Origin of the sequence: Acidithiobacillus sulfurivorans, assembly GCF_018853815.1 — a bacterium.
Classification (GTDB): Bacteria; Pseudomonadota; Gammaproteobacteria; order Acidithiobacillales; family Acidithiobacillaceae; genus Acidithiobacillus; species Acidithiobacillus sulfurivorans.
The window spans coordinates 1-17,916 of record NZ_JAAOMP010000145.1 but is presented as its reverse complement, the minus strand read 5'-3'; the positions used below and the strand labels follow the sequence as shown (position 1 = coordinate 17,916).

At 51.3% G+C, this 17,916-nt stretch carries 10 protein-coding genes and 2 pseudogenes; 6 read left to right on the top strand and 6 right to left on the bottom strand.

Annotated features, from left to right (window positions below; genetic code table 11):
- Window positions 1–49: 49 nt before the first annotated feature.
- The 6 genes and pseudogenes from HAP95_RS13330 to HAP95_RS13310 all read left to right on the top strand — a co-directional run bounded on the left by HAP95_RS13330 (window position 50) and on the right by HAP95_RS13310 (window position 9,509).
- Complete coding sequence (locus HAP95_RS13330; protein ID WP_226832783.1) at window positions 50–1,444, top strand: TolC family protein; 1,395 nt, start codon at window positions 50–52, stop codon at window positions 1,442–1,444.
- Window positions 1,441–2,538 carry an efflux RND transporter periplasmic adaptor subunit gene (locus HAP95_RS13325; protein WP_215884645.1) on the top strand — a complete coding sequence of 366 codons (1,098 nt, stop codon included), beginning with the start codon at window positions 1,441–1,443 and terminating at the stop codon, window positions 2,536–2,538. Before HAP95_RS13330 ends, HAP95_RS13325 begins: the two co-directional genes overlap by 4 nt.
- Complete coding sequence (locus HAP95_RS13320; RefSeq protein WP_215884644.1) at window positions 2,535–5,654, top strand: efflux RND transporter permease subunit; 3,120 nt, start codon at window positions 2,535–2,537, stop codon at window positions 5,652–5,654. Before HAP95_RS13325 ends, HAP95_RS13320 begins: the two co-directional genes overlap by 4 nt.
- Before the next feature lie 13 nt (window positions 5,655–5,667).
- Window positions 5,668–6,276 (top strand): annotated as a pseudogene (locus tag HAP95_RS17670) (DUF3857 domain-containing protein); the annotation flags it as partial.
- A gap of 747 nt (window positions 6,277–7,023) precedes the next feature.
- On the top strand, window positions 7,024–7,617 hold the full coding sequence (locus tag HAP95_RS17665) for a DUF3858 domain-containing protein (protein WP_438263671.1): 594 nt from the start codon (window positions 7,024–7,026) through the stop codon (window positions 7,615–7,617).
- A gap of 17 nt (window positions 7,618–7,634) precedes the next feature.
- Window positions 7,635–9,509 (top strand): DUF3857 domain-containing protein, encoded by a 1,875-nt coding sequence (locus HAP95_RS13310; protein WP_215884642.1) that lies wholly within the window; start codon window positions 7,635–7,637, stop codon window positions 9,507–9,509.
- A 75-nt stretch (window positions 9,510–9,584) separates the two neighbouring features.
- Here the strand turns inward: HAP95_RS13310 and HAP95_RS13305 are convergent, their stop codons facing one another.
- The 6 genes and pseudogenes from HAP95_RS13305 to HAP95_RS17180 form a co-directional block, all read right to left on the bottom strand.
- Window positions 9,585–11,903 carry a TonB-dependent receptor gene (locus HAP95_RS13305; RefSeq protein ID WP_215884641.1) on the bottom strand — a complete coding sequence of 773 codons (2,319 nt, stop codon included), beginning with the start codon at window positions 11,901–11,903 and terminating at the stop codon, window positions 9,585–9,587.
- Window positions 11,904–12,071: 168 nt separating this feature from the next.
- Window positions 12,072–13,646 (bottom strand): alkaline phosphatase family protein, encoded by a 1,575-nt coding sequence (locus tag HAP95_RS13300; RefSeq protein WP_226832782.1) that lies wholly within the window; start codon window positions 13,644–13,646, stop codon window positions 12,072–12,074.
- A gap of 41 nt (window positions 13,647–13,687) precedes the next feature.
- A complete protein-coding gene (locus tag HAP95_RS13295; protein WP_215884640.1) occupies window positions 13,688–14,494 on the bottom strand; it encodes a ribonuclease T2 family protein in 807 nt (268 codons plus the stop codon).
- Between the two features lie 33 nt (window positions 14,495–14,527).
- Window positions 14,528–15,262, bottom strand: coding sequence for an energy transducer TonB (locus HAP95_RS13290; RefSeq protein WP_215884658.1), 735 nt, complete (start codon window positions 15,260–15,262; stop codon window positions 14,528–14,530).
- A 117-nt stretch (window positions 15,263–15,379) separates the two neighbouring features.
- A complete protein-coding gene (locus HAP95_RS13285) occupies window positions 15,380–17,782 on the bottom strand; it encodes a TonB-dependent receptor (RefSeq protein ID WP_215884639.1) in 2,403 nt (800 codons plus the stop codon).
- Between the two features lie 44 nt (window positions 17,783–17,826).
- A pseudogene (locus tag HAP95_RS17180) lies at window positions 17,827–17,916 on the bottom strand (ExbD/TolR family protein); the annotation flags it as partial.

Genomic DNA, 17,916 nt, shown 5'->3' with positions numbered 1-17,916 from the left:
ACGGAGCTGCTGCGACGGCATTCTGTGCTGTATGGCTGTTGGGATACTTTTGAGTGCTCAGACAGCATCGGCAGCGCCTCTGGACATGCTGATTCACGATCCTTTTGATACCCAGGGATGGGTAAAGCAACCGCTGGGACAGAGCTGGCAAGATCGGCAACTACAGTTGCCTAAGGCGGCTCTGCCGGACACACGCACCTTCGTAAAACCCCAAAGTCTTGCCGCATTGACCAATTATGCCTTGGCACACAACCCACAAACCCGGGTGGCCTATGAGAATTTACAGGCCTCTGCGGCAGGGTTGGGCGTCGCCGAATCTGCCTGGTTGCCGAGTATTTCCCTGAGTGACACTGCAGCACGTTCCCAGAGCAACACCACAGCGGGTTTTAGTATTCCCATCATCAATAGTAATTCTGCGTCTCTTAGTCTGAGTTATGTACTGCTGGATTTTGGTCTACGTGCCGCGCAGAAAGATGGGGCGCTCGCCCAGTTGTACATTTCCGGCTTTGATAACAATAGCGCGCTGACCAAAGTAGCTCTCAGCGTCACCCAGAATTACTACCAGCTCATTGGCGAACAGGCGCTGGTTCGGGCCTATGCGCAAACAGTCACGGAAGATAGCGCCAATCTGGATGCTGCGCGGCTGAAACAGCATTCGGGTATGGCAACCATTGCCGATGTTCTGCAGGCGCAGTCGGCTCTTGCACAGGCGCAGTCCCAATGGATTTCGGCCCAAGCTACCGTGCGCTCAGACCAAGCCGCACTGGCGGGAAGTTGTGGACTACCGCCCGGCAATCCCCTTCCACTGGTACCATTAAACACCCATCAACTGCCCCCCAATATTACCCCTTCTGTGCAATCCCTGGTCCTTCATGCTACTCAACACAATCCCAATGTCAGGGCCGCTGCCGCCCAGATTCTGGTCAGCCGTGCCACACTCCGGGAGGATCAGGCTCAGGGACTACCGACCTTGAGCGCATCAGCTTCAGCCGGAAAACGCTTTCAGAATGGGCTGGAACCTTCCCAAAACTGGGCCGTCGGTTTCAGTCTCAAAGTGCCTCTATTTACGGGTTTTCATGATCGTTATCAAATTCAACAGGCGCGGCGACAGGAGCGCAGCGCCCGGGCCTCATTGAACCAGGAGACCCAAAGCATTGCCTTAACCGTGTACCAGGATTACCAGACCGTCATGGGTGCGCGCTCAGCGGCAAAAGCGGCACAAATCGCGGTCAAAAGTGCCCAGGCTTCGCTGGCTGCCATCCGTGCCCAATACAAGGTAGGACTTTCGACCATGCTCAATTTGCTGACTGCCCAGGCGACGCTGACAACTGCTGAACAGACCCGGATTCAGGATATGACGACGGCCTATGTGCAACTGGCTAATCTCGCTAACGCTCTGGGGATGATCGGGCTCCCAAACACGACCACAGGATTCCACTCATGATGCGTTCTCTGCCCGCAAAATCCCTGTTGCTTCCCGTTGCGGCAGCCCTGATCCTGGCGGGTTGCGCCCAGCATAAGCCACCCCACAAAAACACGGCCCTGCCTGTCGAAACCACGACGGTGCAGACCGGCAATCTACCCATTGTGGTCAATACTCTGGGGCAAGCAGTGGCGTCCCACAGTGTCACCATCACCCCGCAGGTGAGTGGCATTTTGCAAAAGGTTGCCGTCCATTCGGGGCAAGTGGTTCAAAAAGGCCAGCTACTATTCCAGATCAATCCTGCCACACCGGCCGCCCAGGTGGCTGAAGATCAAGCCAATCTGCAGGGTGAAATTGCTCAGCAACAATATGATGATGCCCAGGTCAAGGCTTATGCGCCGCTGCTCAGCAAGGATTATGTCACCCGTCAGACGGTCCAGCAGGCTCAGGCTCAGGCCAACACCGCTGGCGCCACCGTGGCCGCTGATCAGGCGGCACTGCAAGCCGCCCGTATTACCCTGGCTGAAACCCGGATTGCCGCACCCATCAGTGGTAGCGTAGGCATCCTGAGCCTCAAATCCGGCAACCTGGTCACTGCCAACAGCACAGCACTAGTCACCATCAATCAGATTCAACCCATTTACGTGCAATTCAGCCTGCCTGAAGCCTATCTCGACGATTTACATACCGCCATCAGCAACCACTCCGGCAAAATAGAAGTCTGGGATGAAAATCATCAGACCCGGATCGGCACCGGGACGGTCACGGTGATTGATAATACGGTCAACACGGCTTCAGCAACGGTCACGGCGCGCGCCACCCTGAGTAATCAACCAGCCCGACTCTGGCCCGGTGAATACGTGCAGGTGGATTTCACCGCCAGAGAACTGCGCCATGCCCTGATCATTCCTGCAACCGCCTTACAGCAGGGCGTCTCCGGCCCTTATGTCTATACCATCAAAAAAGACAAGGCCATTATGCAGACCGTGCAATTTTTAGGGCAGAACGGTAAGCAGGTGGCCATCGCCGGAAGCCATTTATTGGGAGAAAGGGTGATTGTGGGGGCGCCGACCCGACTTCATCCTGGTTCTGAAGTGCGCGTGATCAAGCCATGAATTTATCGGCACCCTTTATTCGCCGTCCCGTTGCCACGACGGTACTCGCAGTAGCAGTAGCCCTGCTGGGTTTATTTGCCTATCTGCAATTACCCACGGCGTTGCTGCCTAACGTCAGTTTCCCGATGGTGATGGTCACCGCCGAACTGCCGGGAGCTAGCCCCAAAACCATGTCCAGCGCGGTAGCCACCCCACTGGAAAGGCAATTTGCCAGCATTCCGGGCCTCAACTCCATGAGTGCCGTCAGTCAAAACGGGGTGACCCAGATCACCCTGCAGTTCGATCTCAGCAAATCCGCGCTGGGGGCCACCCAGCAGGTGTCCAACGCTGTTTCCCAGGCCCAGCATTTTTTACCACCGGGTATGCCCGAGCCGCCTTCGGTCCGGCAAATGAATCCTTCGGCACAGCCCGTGTTTTATATTGGCATGTCCGCGCCCAACATGCCGCTCTATGAATTGGACAAGTACGCGCAAACCAAAGTCAGCACGGCATTATCCGGCATATCCGGGGTATCTGACGTACAAATTTACGGGGCACAAACCTACGCCGTGCGCATTTATGTGAATCCTTTTGCCCTTTCTGCCCGGGGTCTGAGTCTGCAGGCTGTACAAAGCGCCCTGGGTAATGCCAACGTCAATCTGCCCGGAGGCACCCTGGATGGGGGCGATCAGGCTTTCGCCACCCAGGTACATGGTCAGTTACATACCGCAAAAGCCTACAACCATCTGGTTCTGGCCTACGAAGGCGGACAGGCCGTGCCCCTCAGTGCGGTTGGCAAGGCCATCAACAGTACCCAGGATAACCAGCAGGAAACCTGGATCAACAAAACTCCCGGCATTGTTCTCGCCGTAACACGGCAGCCCGGCAGCAATACCATTGCCATTTCTAACAAAATCAGCGCCCTGTTGCCGCAACTGCAGGCTGCCATGCCCGGCGGGGTGCATCTGACCAATGTGTTCGATTTGGCCGATTACATTCGCGCCGCAGTACACGAAGTGCTGATGACCCTCATCCTTGCCAGCATCCTGGTAGCGGGCGTCATGTGGCTGTTTCTGCGCCGCACCTCGGCTACCCTCATCGGCGCAGTTGCCATACCTCTTTCCCTGCTGGGCACCTTTCTGGTCATGATGTTGCTCGGTTTCAGTATTAATACCCTGACCTTGCTGGCACTGACCCTTTCCGTGGGTTTTGTGGTGGATGATGCGGTCGTGATGCTGGAAAACATCAACCGACACATAGACCGGGGCGAAACCGGCATGACTGCCGCCCTCAATGGCAGTCGGGAAATCAGTTTTACGGTCCTGTCCATGACCTTGTCCCTGTCCATCATTTTTCTGCCGCTGATTTTTCTGGGTGGCTTTGTCGGACATTTGTTCTCGGACTTTGGGGTCAGTATTGCTGTGGTCATCCTGATTTCCGGAATGGTCGCCCTGAGCGTTACCCCCATGCTCTGCAGCCGTTATCTCAAACCCAATCATGCCCACGTCCAGACCGATCTGCATGATACGGGTCACTTACCTGAAGACGGGATTTTTCAGCGATTTTTCAAGGGCAGTCGCGATTTTTATATTCGCACCCTGAAAGTTGCCCTGCAGCATAAATACTGGATGCTGGCCCTGGCCGGACTTGCGCTGGCGGGTAGTGTCTGGCTGATCATGATTGTGCCCAAGGCTTTTTTACCCAGCCAGAATTCGGGAATGATCCATGCCAACATTGAATACCCGACCGGGATGACTTTTGCTGAGGTCAGGCACGAGCAGTCAGAAATCGCCCGGATTGTGAAATCCAATGCCCGCATTCAATCGGTAGTGTCCTCGGCAGGTCAGGGCGCAGGAGGTTTTGGCAGCCGCAATTCCGGACACATGTTCATCCATATTCGCAATGGATATGCTCCGCAGACGGAGAACATCATTGTGGATCTGCAGCGCGCCACACGTCGCTTTCATAATGCCCAGATCGTTTTTCAGGGGCCGCAAAGCGCCCACTCGGGAACCGCCAGTGGCAATGGCAGCACTATTTATGAGCTCATGGGCAGCAACTGGACAGATCTGAATGCGGCCACGCTGAAAATGACCGAAGCGCTGCAAAAGCTTCCGCAACTGAATTCAGTCAGTAACAGTCTGGAAAACAATAATCCGCAGGTCACCATTCATATCAATCGTGCCCGTGCCACAGCTTTGGGTGTTACCCCGGCCGCCATCGAAAACACCCTGGGTCTGGCCTTTGGCGGACATGAGGTGGGAACCATTTACGGGGCTAGTAATCAATATGAAGTAATTATGGAACTTGAACCGCGCTATCAGAAAAATATCAATGCCTTGTCCACCCTGAGCGTGCCAGGGGCGGGATCAACGCTGGTTCCCCTTTCCGCCGTAGCCAGTTTTCATTATGACGCAGCCCCCCTGAATCTGATGCAGCACAATGGGCAACCCTCTACTACCATTTCCTTCAACCTGGCTCCCGGCGTGCAACTGGGTTCAGCCATCAGCGCCCTGCAGCATACGGCTCACCAAGTCCTGCCCGCAGGCATTGTCGGGCATTTGGGCGGTAATGCCGCGCAATTTCAGTCTGCCTTCAAATCCCTGCCCTTTTTATTGCTGGCGACAGTGTTGCTGATTTACGTGGTACTCGCCATTTTGTATGAACATTTCCTCCATCCCCTGACTATTTTGACGGCTTTGCCGCTGGCGGCTTTCGGTGCGCTGCTGTCTTTGGTCATTTTTCATGAACCGCTGGATTTATACAGCTTCATCGGCATCATCATGTTACTGGGGCTGGTCAAGAAGAACGGGATTATCCTCGTTGACTTTGCCGTCAGTCGGCGTCGTGAGGGCGAAGATGCCTACAATGCCATTATTGATGCCTGCACCATTCGTTATCGGCCCATCATGATGACTACTTTTGCCGCCATTCTCGGGGTGCTGCCCATTGCCATCGGCTTTGGCGCAGGTGCCGGAAGTCGGGTACCCCTGGGCATTGCCGTGGTCGGCGGTCTGATATTTTCCCAGTTTCTCACCCTGTATATCACGCCCGCCTTTTATTTATGGTTTGACGGGCTCTCCTGGCCACGTCGCAAACGGACGCAGACCGTTGCGTTGAATCCCGATCCCTCATAAAGGTGACTCATCCATGCTTCTTCTGAAATCTGTCCAGCGCGCTCTGATTGTTCTTTGTGGGGCAGGCCTGGTAAGCGGCACTCTACTGGGCAGCCTGGCCCAGGCCGATACGACCGTTTCTGGCAGCAGCAACGCGCCTTTTATTCCGCTCAATGAAAAGCAAAGCGGAGCCCCCCTGCGGATTCTCAAAAACCATGTCCGCGTTACGGTGCAATCCAGCGGACTGTTTACCGAGCGCGACCATCAGGTTCTGGAACTCCTCAATCCGGCTCTGGAAACCATGATCAATCCCTACCAAATTCAGTATTCTGCCGATATGGCCAAGCTGCGGGTGCTGCGCGCCTGGGTCAGCACGCCCAGTGGCCAAAAATATGTCGTACCTGCCAGCACCATTTTTGTGCGCCCGGAACCGATGGCTGCCGGAGCCCCCATGTATAGTCATGCCAAGGTGCTTTCCATCGTTCTGCCGAAATTGGGCAAAGAGGATCAGCTTCATATCATCACCGAAAAAACCCAGACAACGCCCTATTTTGCCGGACAGTTTTCACAACTCTGGGAAATGCCGGTCAGCCAGTCAGCGCGAAATTTTCGTATTGATATTACGGCACCACGCAGCATGCATTTACGGGCCGCCAAAACCGGCAACTGGATAGTTTCGCAGCACAGTCAGGGCAAGTTGATTCACATCAGCGCCCGTATGGCGGTACACCATGCGCGTTATCCGGGGCCGAGCACTGTAGACGAAAGCCAGTTCAGCCCGCTTTTTGAAGTCAGCACTTTTCCCAGTTGGGCAGCCGTCGGCAAGGCCTACTGGTCACGCGCTGCAAACAAGGCGGCAGTAACCCCCATTGTCCAAAAAACCGCCGATACAGCAAGTCACGCACTGCAGGGCTGGGATGCGGAAAAAGCCCTATATACCTGGGACTCCCACCATATTCGTTATGTCGGCCTGGAATTAGGTGTCGGCGGTTATGTGCCCATCTCGGCCAGCAAAACCCTGGAAACCCGCTATGGGGACTGCAAGGCCCACGCCACCCTGCTGCAAGCGCTTTTCAATGCCAAAGGCTTCAAACTTTATCCAACATTAATCAACTGGAATAATGTTTTTACCTTGCCGCCGCTGCCAACCCCTTTCTGGTTTAATCACGCCATCGACTACGCCCCGGAGCGCCATCTTTTTCTGGACAGTACCGGCACTTACGAAACGCCTGGGCAGCTGGCCATTGGTGAACGCGACAAGCCCAGCATTGTCACCGGTCCGCATCCCCGGGTAGTGACTACCCCTGGTGCCGAGCCCAATGCCAATCAGTTGGACTATACGGCTGATCTGACCCTGCACCAGAATGGGGACTTAAGCGGGGTTGCAAAAATGCAGACCAAAGGCTGGTGGGCCTGGATGTATCGGCAAACCTTCGCCTCCATTCCGCCCTCTGCTTATCACCGGGTGATGAATACCCTGCTGCTGCCGGATGGGGGCGGGAGTGGCACCTTTGTGCCAGGTAATCCGGATATTCTCGATCAGCCCTTTGCCATGACCGCTCATTGGCATACTGTGGCTTACACCCATGTTGGCGATCATATCAGTTTTCCCATTCCCTCCGGTCCCTATCTGACCCCCGGCCTTTCCGCTACCGCCCGACCCATGGAAGCATTAACTCGGGTCATTGGCCCACTGCAGCGTCAACATCCCGTCACCACGTATCTCGGTGGCATCCACTGGACAACGACCATTCATCTGCCCGAGGGTTATCAGGTCCAATATCTACCGCCCGCACAGCAACTCCATAATCAGGCGGGAAGTTTCACTTATGCCCTCACCCGGCAAGAGCACAGCGTCATCGTACACTACACCCTGCAACTCCAGCGGGTCGTGTACAACCCTCAGCAATATCCGGCCTTGCGCAAGCTCCTGAAACTGGATTATGCCGCGCAGCAAAGCCCGATTATCCTTGTTCGCCAATGAGTTCAGGAAACCTGCACATGACCCATCATCTCACGCCCAAAGCTTTATTGACTGCCGGTTTTATCCTGCTGAGTGCCAGCGCCAACCCGGCTTTTGCCCGGGAACCCGCCCAGGTGAATTATCAGGTGATACTCCTGCACCAGGAACTGAGCGTCCAGAAAAACGGTGCCTATACCGACAGCATTGACCGGGTGATCCAACCTCTGACCATGGCTGGCGTACAGTCACAATCCCAGATGCAAATTGGCTATCCAGCCAACTTTGCCCAGGTGCACATACTCGAAGCCTATACAGAAACGGCCTCGGGCGTTAAACATCCCGTACCGGCCGATGCCATTTATACCCAATCCAGCCCGGATGCCCTGAGCGCTCCCTTTTTAAGTGATGGTCGCATCCAGAGTGTAGTCTTTCCGGCGGTAGCGCCCGGAGATACGCTGCACATTCGCTACACCATCCACTATGATCATCCCTATTTGCCGGGTATCTACGCCATCAGCACGCTCCTGGCCCCCAATGTGCCGGTCAGCAAAGCACAAATCATTTTGCACGCACCTGCCGCGAAAAAATTATATGCTGCCCAGCAAGGGGATGCCTGGCATGCCGTGTCCGTCGGTCACGCTCAAGATGCGACCAGTCGATCTTTTGAAACCAGCCTCAATAAAGTTTCCTACCCACCACTGGGTAGTCCGGCACTGACGCAATATGCGCCCCTGGCGGTGATTTCGACTGCAGAGCACTGGGCTGAAGTCGCCAAGGCTTACAATCAGCTTGCTACCCCCGCCATGCAAATGACTCCGGAATTGCAAAAAGCTGCTGAACATATTGCGCATGGGGCGACGGGACTGGATGCGGTCAAAGTCATTTATCACTGGATGCAAAAAAACATTCATTCAGTATCCATCAACTACGCCAACGCAGGCTTTACGCCACCCAGCGCGAGCAGCACCCTGCAACGCGGAGTCGGCGACAGTAATGCCAATGCGGTATTGCTCTGCACCCTGCTAGGCGCCCTCCATATTGAGGCCGTACCGGCAATGATTTCCACCTCCGCACGCTTTCACCCCTACCCTGCTGTGGATCCTTTTGCTTTTGGTCATTTTTTGGTGTACGTGCCCGCTTATCATTTATTTCTGGATCCCACTTCTCGCTATGCCGGCATCCATAGCTTGCCCCTGGAAGATGCAGGCCGACCGGTGCTCATTACCGGAAAAAATCCACGCATGATGCAAATCCCTTTGCCCGATCTCAGCTTGCCACTTATTAACAAACATACCCAACTCCGCTTGAGCGCTTCCGGCACCATGCGCGACCAGACCGTCGAAATACGCCGGGGTTATGCTGCCCAGGACATTCGCTCCGCCCTGATTGGCAGCAAGGGACGCATGTTGATGAAAGGACTGCGCAACGGTTTTTATGAACAGGGAGATCTGGGGCAACTGGAAAGCATTGCTTTTCAGAATCGGGAAAAGCTCGACCAGCCTCTGGGTCTGAAAACCAGCGCCGTAAAAGACGGCCTGTTTATACCCGGTCATAGTGTCGCCATGATCATGCCCACAGATACGTCCATGGCCAAGCCTCTGCAGGCCTTTACTGCAGAGAGTGTCCGCACAACACCGAGCTTGATCAACCCCAGCTATATACAATCAGATATTTCCCTGAAATTACCGCAAGGTTATCAGCCCGCCTATTTACCGAAAAATATCGACGTACAAACATCTGTTGGAAGCTATAGCATTCACTACGCGCTGTCCGGACAAACGCTCAAAATTGATCAGCGGCTGAAACTACCGGAATTTGTGATCAGTGCTAAAGACTACCCGGACTTGCATCAACTGGCGGTATTGAGCTCCAGCAGTACCCGCGAGGGATTACTGCTGGTGAAAGGACAATAAAAAACCCGACAACCAATTTTGGTGTCGGGCGATGGAACCTACCTACCTGGACAAGCGTAGGTTTAGCATTAATGACTAGAACTTAGCCGCAAAGCTTGCACCAACAAAGGCTGGAGCACTAGCCTGGGCAGCTATAAAGTTTCCACCATCTTTGGCACTTTGAAGCTGGAGATACTCATAAGGAATATAATTTGCGTTGAAAAGGTTATCAACATAAACATCAAAGGTTAGTTTTTTGACACCCATTTCAGCAGGACGCCAGACATAACCTAGGTTGAGGTTGGTGATATTATAAGGGTGCAAAGCAATACCAGCCGGTGCGCCCTTATTGGTGTTGATATACTGCGATCCAATTACATGATCCGTGATTCGTGCCGAGAAACCTGCATAATGATAACCCAAACCAAAATTCAGGTTATACATCGGCACATCACCAACATACTCACCAGAACTTACTGAAGCACCGTCAGCCGCATCAAAATCAGACGTATATTTTGCATCGGTAAGGCTGTAGTTGATAAATGCATTCATGTTGTAGGGCAATTTACCATCTACAGATGCTGTCAGGCCCTGATATAAGGCACTCCCTACATTGTACTGGAATGTCTGTCCTGTTTGATTATTATAAAAATAGCCAAACTTGTTACTAAACATTCTCCGGAAATAGGCCAGAGAAGTTTTGATAGCGCCAAAATTGTAGCGTATGCCGGTATCAATACTATCCACATACTCAGGCTTTACAAGCATTGGTCCGGGCGTTGGAGTTTTACCTATCACACTGTAGTAGGCACTGATATTTGGCACCTTGTAAACCCGACCATAGTGGAAATAAAGATCAGCATCTTTAGTAGCCAGGAAGCTTATACCAAATGATGGTTCCCAATAGTTAAAAGTATTGCTGACTGTACCACCATAATTGTAGTAGTAGCCTTCAATATCATTACAAGTTGTACCGACCATGTAATATTTGGCACCGGGAGTAATTATCAAGCGATGATTAAACAGACTGATACGATCTTGTATGTATACATCTGCGTAATTTCGCGTATCGTGTTCATCCCAGGCGTCATTGTAACCATCGATCATTGGTACGTTAGGGGCACCATACCAGTATTCAGCAGAGTTATCCTTACTGAACATATAAAGGCCGCCCAAAGTCACCGTGTTATGCGGTAACAAAAAGGTCAAGGAGGGCATGAAACCGGCATTACCAAAGTTATCAATATAGCGCTGATATTGCGTACCATTATAACTATTACCGAACAATGCAGTTGGATTATAGGTGTTACTAGGATGTCCTGTTTTGCTCGGATTGGCATAGCTTTTAAGGGCTGTTGGCAAAGGATAGCCCTCATAACCATCCTTGTAAGCTGCGTTGGCGTATGCCGTGCGATCATTCGTATTCTGCGTAATAAAGAACTTGGCTTTTGCCAGCATATACTGATTTAAAATGGATTTCCAACCCACAATCGTTGTATATGAGCTGGTTGTCGTATGATTGTTGGCAATATCCGGAGCCCACTGAAAACTTCTACCATACTTGTTTAACAAAGCTAAGGGAACAACACTAGGTTGCTGAGCAATTTCATGATTATAAATAGTAATCAATGAAAGTTGGGACATCCCATGATTATAGGGTTGCACCGCCGCAAAATAATAGTTGTTATTAATGGAATACACATGGTCCAGAAAACTATGAAATGGACTATAATAGTAATTAGCATAAAGCTTTGTACCGGTGAAAGGCAACGCGCCAGAGTTGATACTGAAACCACCCGCAGCACTGTTTCCATTTCCGCCACTATAAAGACCACCGCTACCAGAAACCTCTGCATAAAATTTGGAAGTGGGCATTCTTGGCTTGTAATCCAGTGTAGCACCCAAAGCATTAATACCTGTTTCAGATGGGGTATTGGCACCACTATATACGGAAACACCAGAAAACTGTCCCATACCCAGTGGCGTCAAGGCATGATCGGCTCCCTGACCATTCGTACCACCACGAAAGGTATTAATTAATGGTACGCCATCCAGGTTCACACCTATCTGATCACTATTAAAGCCCTGGTAAGTAAAAGTGCTATCATTTGTCGTCAAATTCCCCGGGCCTGAACTCGTTACCGTAAAGCCGGGAACATTGCGCAGAACAGACTGAAAGTTTTCATTGGGACTGGCATGCTTCACGAGTTCCTTGCTCAAAGAACCAGTACCTCTTTCTGGTGGGGCTTCTTTTTCCACCTCGCCAATAGTTACGGGAGCGTTACCTCTACCAGTTGTTGCCGTAGCAGCGTTCGCAGAACTAACTGTTGTAGCCGTAACATCTGCAAAAGCCATACTGGACATCCCCAACAGAGCCAGCATGATTGCTGAATGTAGCGTTGCGTGTTTTATCATCAGGAGATCCTCTATGAAAGTTAAAATTCATTCGTGTTTTACAACACTGCAGCATTCTAACAACACAATGTGACACTATGATGAAGATTTTATGACAATTTCCTGACAAAAAAAATAAGCGCATGAAAAATCACGCGCTCAATTTAAAATTAATTTTATAGAAAAAACCTAAACGCTGAAATCCTTGGGTTGCTGATCCCAATCAAAGGCACCCAACATATCATAAGCATCCCGATCGCGATGATTCAGAGGATCCAGACCGAAACGTGTTTCAATAAATTTGAGAATGCTGGCGGTACTGGCCAGATGATGATCCACCAGACCACTCCGCGCCCAGGGACTAATCAACATGGCAGGAATACGTGTTCCAAATCCATAATCATCCACCACTTTCGGCGGTAACGAATCCCAAAAACCACCCCCTTCATCATAGGTAATAAATATGGCGGTTTTATCCCAGGCAGGCCCATCAGCCGCAGCGCGCACCAGTTGTTCCACCCATTCCATACCGTAAGCGGGCGCACAATCCGCCGGATGTTCATCATGGGATGCGGTGGCTTTTAAAAAAGACACCGAGGGCAACTTTCCGGCACGCGCATCAGCCAGAAAATCATCACTATCCCGAATATGACCTGCCTTAACATAATCCGGCCAACGCGGGTAATACTGGAAAGGATTATGATGGGCAACATATAACTGGCTGGTATCAATCACTGCCGAACCATCCCCCGGTCCGAAAGCCGTTTTCAGAGCCCAGGGCTTTACTTTATTCCAATTTTCGTTGTACCAGGCCCAGGAGACCTTTGCCGCATCCAAACGATCACCAATATTATCATACGTCTGCGCTGCTGGCGGTGGCGAAATTTCCAGATCTTTCGTTCTACCTGCGTCCGTAGGACCTTGAATGGGAGCCAGATCATTCACCATGATTTTCCGATGATCATAGGGCAAGTCAAAAAATCCATGTTCCAGACCGGCTTCACGCGGATCAAAGGGCGCACAAATATCCGCTGTAGCTTGAGGATTGATGCAGGAACGAGCGGCGACGAGATACAGCGCATTACCCGTGCTACCACCACTCATTGCCTGATAAAAATGATCAAACAAAGTGTATTGATGCGCCACGCGATGATAAAAAGGAAGATCTTCTCCCGTATAATGCCCCAGAACAGGTCCACTGGGACGGGTCAGATCAAAAGCAATCTGTTCTGCGGTCATTTTCTTGAAGTCATCGCGATGCAAATGGGTTTTGCTACCCCCAGCCAAAGCTACAAAGCGGTCCATTTTTCCATTATTGACTTCTGCCATCATCCGGAAAAAACGATGCCTTGGATCCCAGTTGACGTTACCCTTGGCCGGAATAAAAGGTGCCAAATGAAAGGGCTTATTAGCCAGCTGTACATTCTGAAAACCGGGAATATCTAAAGGTAAAGGTAGGTTACCATAGGCAATACCAGCCGGATTTTTCTGGTGACCATTGAAGCGGTGATCCAGTTTTCCCGATGAATCCAGAAGATTAATGACTTTTTGACCATTTCTGGCTTGAAAAGTCCCAAAATAATGATCAAAACTGCGATTTTCCTGAAAAATGATGACCACATGCTCAATTTTTTTGCGCAGGACGGTTTTTTCATCCACACCAGCCGCATGAGCCACACCCATCAATTTGGGTGCTGTAACTACTGCTGCACCGCCTAACCCCAGTTGCTTTAAAAACTGCCGACGATTCTGACGCTCCATCATATATTCCTCATCAAAAAGAGAGAGTTTGTTATTCTGGTAGTTTAATTCAGTATATGAATTTTTTCAGCACAATTTCCCTTGCGGCCCTTTTCAAGACTGTCCGGAGCAGGAAATGCATTGATTTTATCTTTGTGAATGGTAATCCAGGCTTGGGTCAAAATATTACCTTGATGCTCCAGTTCATGGGTATGGCGGCCGGGCGTCTCGCAACGTAGCTCCAGCGCATCCGCATTTTTCACCTTGAAACTTTCGGCAAAGGCTTTGAGAATGGTATTGCGTGCCACCCATTGACCACGATGCACACGAATAAACGCCGTAAATGAAGTGGCATTGAGTTTATCCAGTAAATCCAGCTCCTTGGGGAAAAACTGCTCGGGAGTTTCGCCAAAACAGGCGACATGTTTGTAATACTCATGACGATCCAGGCAAATGTTGGCCATAGGCATATTTGCATACAAACGCTGATGCAGCGCAGCCGGTAAATTCAGAGCCGGATTAGCACAACTATCCTTCGGCAAACCATGCTCCGGGTTATACCAGTAACAACCATAATGCCACCAGGTCGGACCATTCATCCCGGAGGCAATAAGTGACTGGGGACGGCTCGCCCACAGCCCATGCATGGTCCACTGCTGGTTGATTTTTGCGTCTGGTGACAAGTCCTTGCAGGCAGGACCCGCATTGGTCCAGCTTGCACAAACACCAGGATGCCACATGACAGCAAAGGTGTAGTGATTAAAATTCTGCATGCCCTGAGGAACGTCTGCCGCCGCCAGTGAAGATGTCAGGCCAACCCCGATAAGGCCGAGAGATAAAACTGAAGCTTTTATGACTCGCAAAATATTCACTGGCAAAATGCTCCCCGAAAAATAGTGTTCATATTAACTGGAGTGGCTGGACAAATGTACTTCAACCGTAAAGTTGGTTGCATGCTTGGGCATGTTTTTCGTGAAAGGTGGGTAGTTACCTTCTTTCACTGATTGCAGAGCCGCCTTATCAATAGGTTGCACACCGCTGGACTGGGTAATTTTAGCCCAAAGCAGTTGTCCGGAGGGGGTCAACCGGAAAGTAATGACTGCCGTACCACTCAAGTGCATCAGGCGAACTGCCTCAGGCACATGGGCATCGGCCTGAACCTGGGCACGTACCATAGATGCATAACGGGCCAATGCTGCCTGCCGCGCCGCCATACTGGGGGCGGGAGGCGGCGGCGGGGCTGGCGGCGTCACCGGCGGCGCCGGTGGTACAACGGGAGCGGTCGGCAAAGGTGTCTTGGCCATCAACGGCTTGGGCGCCGGAGTATGATGGACCACTGGACGCGGTTGAGGAATAGGCTTGGGCCTCGGAACCGGTATCGGCTTGGGTTGCACCACCGGTTTGGGCGGCGGCGGAACCGGTATGGGTTTGGGCTTGGGAGGTGCCGGATGCACCATATGAATAACAATGTTTTTTTTCACCACCGGCTTGGGCGGCGGCGGAGCCGAGCTGATCCAAAGCAGGCCTGCCAGCAGCGCAATTTCCAGTACTGCCCCCACCAGCAAGGCTTTACCAAAATGCCCCTCGGACTTGTCAGGTCCTTGGGGCGACCAGGAAGGATTTGTCACCATCGTATTCATCATTTAATCCTCATCGAATGACATTGCCCGGAAATGTACCGAAGCACTATGCCGGGCAATGGCTTTCAAATAGCGCCGCAAATCCGTTACAGAGTTACGGCGCAAATAAATAACTGCTTAGAAGTTAGCCGTCAGGCTTACATAAAACGTTCTCGGCGCCCCAGGCAGACCAATCAGATCTCCCTTGGTGTTGGGACCATAAGTACCGCCACTGCTGATATATTCATAGCTGTTGTAGCGGTTTCCAAGCACATTGAGCAGGTCCACATCCACGCCCACATTCCGGAAATAAGCCATGTGCATGGGAATCTTGCTGTGTAGAGCCAGGTTCAGCAAGGTATAAGACGGCAATTTTGCCGTAGCCGAAGGTGACTTGGTAATACTGTCATACAGGGACTGGGGTCCGGTGTACTGCACCCAAACACGTGGTTCCAGCAAAATACCGTCAACGAAGCTTTTGGTATAGGCGCCAATATTGAAGGTTGCATCCGGGACATTGGCAACTGGCAAGCCATCATAACTTTTGCCTTTCACGGTATAATTACTGAAATACGCTTTCTGAAATGACAAATTGGCAAAGGTGTGGAGCCAGTAAAGCGGGTTATCCACAGCATAAATATTGACCCCTTCATAATCCGAGGTACCGTCGGCATTAATCACGCTGCCATCAGGCTCAGTAATGGGAAGATACTGATTGGAAAAGCGGGTGAAGTACCAGTTGGCACTAAACAGAAAATGATGCAGGTAACCATCATGCGCCACGTGGACCTTGAAACCTGCCTGATAATTCTGTCCCTTTTCCAATGAAATGGAACTGGCCGGAATATCCTGGAAAGGACCGCCGCCGCCACCAAATGCAGGTGTCTGATAAGCCTCACTATAACCGGCAAACAACGCCAGATGATGAATGGGGCGCCAGCTAATATTCACCGAAGGTTCGACCGCACTCAGGCTACGTGAATCCGCAGGCAGTTTGGCCTGATTACCTTTGGGATACAATTGGCTCGACTCCGGAAAAGTTTCCGTAGTAAAGGGGGTATAATTCAACTGAAATTGTTCTACGCGTACCCCAGGAGTAATATCAACAGAGGATATCGGATGAATTTTATCCTGGAAGAAAGCCGCCACATCGGTCACATCCAGAAAGTTGCTACGGTACTTGTCGTTGGGAACAAAGCGCGTGGCATAGTAGGGTGCGTATTGACTGTAGAAGGCATTTTTAGAGTTTTCTCTGGATTTGATAAAATAGCCACCAAATCCCAGCTTGTTATAAGGTAACTTGCTATCAAACCAGAGCTTATCTCCGTAAGTTTCACTATGAGGATCATTGTACTCGTTGGTATTTGGCGCACCTACCGCATAGGAAACGTAACGATTATGCAACCGGTGTCCGTAACGATACCAGATGTCATTATGCAACCAGGTAGCTGCACCAATATTGACGTTCAGCTTATTGTAAAACATCCAGGTGCTGTTACTGTCAATTTTGTAGGGTGCTGCGTTGTAAAAACCAGAAGTCTGTTGGCTATACAATGGGCCCGGTATGGGCTTGCCGGTTTTGTTATCAAAGCCATTGATGGTCGTCCCCGAAGCCGCCGATACCGGAATATCATACGGCTTGTAAGCTGAGCCTTTGGCTAAATAAGCCCCGAAACTGTCATCACCGGTGCGAAACTGTTTGCGAATTTTAAAGAACCAGGCATAACTATGGCTAGGCAAAACCACACCAGAAGGACTGAGCAGGCTGGTTCCTGAGGGAACGCCAAGGAAACTGTTGCCACTACTCACACCACCCGCCAGCACTGCCGAAAAACCATCAAAGTTACCAGTACGTACGTCGAAATGAATATTTTTAAAATCATTACTCCCGTAACTCATACCAATACTGGCACCAGGCTTGTTGGTCGGCTGAATTGGCACAAAATCAATGCCGCCACCAATATTATTGTACCAACGATTCTCAGGGTTACCTGGTCCGTAGGTAACGTGGATACCCTGGATCATAGAAGGCTGATTCACCTGGGGGGACTGCCAAAGTCCGGTAGCCGGATTATTCATGGGGATACCATCAAAAGAGATGGCAATGCTGTGCGCCGCCTCAGAACCCTTGGGATTACCCCAGCCTTGTTTAATACCATCAATACTAATCTGAGCCTTGGCAGCGCCCGTCCCGTAACTGGCCAAGGTGCTCACCCCGGGAGCAAAATTCAGCATTTGCGCACCGCCGGCACCTGGTCCTGCTGCTTCAATTTCCTTTCTGCCTAATACTTTAGAAGAGATACCTGACTTGAAGATGTGCTTTTGTTTAGGCAATTCTGGCGTATGCTGCGCATAAGTGGACTGAGTCACGACATTACTGGAGACTTCGCCCACTGCAACACTCTGTCGGTCCATTTTGTGCTTTACCCGCGCGCTGCGCGTCTGGGCGGTAACTCCCGCATGGGCAACCGGTATCAAGCCCAAAAGGCCAGTAGCGGCCAGGGCTAGCGTTAACGGACGAATACTTGTTTTACGGTACATTTTTTTTGTAACTCCCTATGTTGATCAGATAGTAAACAGGTGGTTCAAGAACTTTTAGCCGCGATGCCAATATCACTCACCCCCGCCTTCTGGCAGCGGTCCATGACATGAATGAAATCCTGAAAGGGCACGCC

Excerpts from the sequence above, each read along its gene's own strand:
- HAP95_RS17665 (WP_438263671.1), top strand. The coding sequence starts at position 7,024 with ATGCAGACCAAAGGCTGGTGGGCCTGGATGTATCGGCAAACCTTCGCC.
- HAP95_RS13300 (WP_226832782.1), bottom strand. The coding sequence starts at position 13,646 with ATGATGGAGCGTCAGAATCGTCGGCAGTTTTTAAAGCAACTGGGGTTA.
- HAP95_RS13305 (WP_215884641.1), bottom strand. The coding sequence starts at position 11,903 with ATGATAAAACACGCAACGCTACATTCAGCAATCATGCTGGCTCTGTTG.
- HAP95_RS13290 (WP_215884658.1), bottom strand. The coding sequence starts at position 15,262 with ATGAATACGATGGTGACAAATCCTTCCTGGTCGCCCCAAGGACCTGAC.
- HAP95_RS13320 (WP_215884644.1), top strand. The coding sequence starts at position 2,535 with ATGAATTTATCGGCACCCTTTATTCGCCGTCCCGTTGCCACGACGGTA.
- HAP95_RS13325 (WP_215884645.1), top strand. The coding sequence starts at position 1,441 with ATGATGCGTTCTCTGCCCGCAAAATCCCTGTTGCTTCCCGTTGCGGCA.
- HAP95_RS13310 (WP_215884642.1), top strand. The coding sequence starts at position 7,635 with ATGACCCATCATCTCACGCCCAAAGCTTTATTGACTGCCGGTTTTATC.
- HAP95_RS13285 (WP_215884639.1), bottom strand. The coding sequence starts at position 17,782 with ATGTACCGTAAAACAAGTATTCGTCCGTTAACGCTAGCCCTGGCCGCT.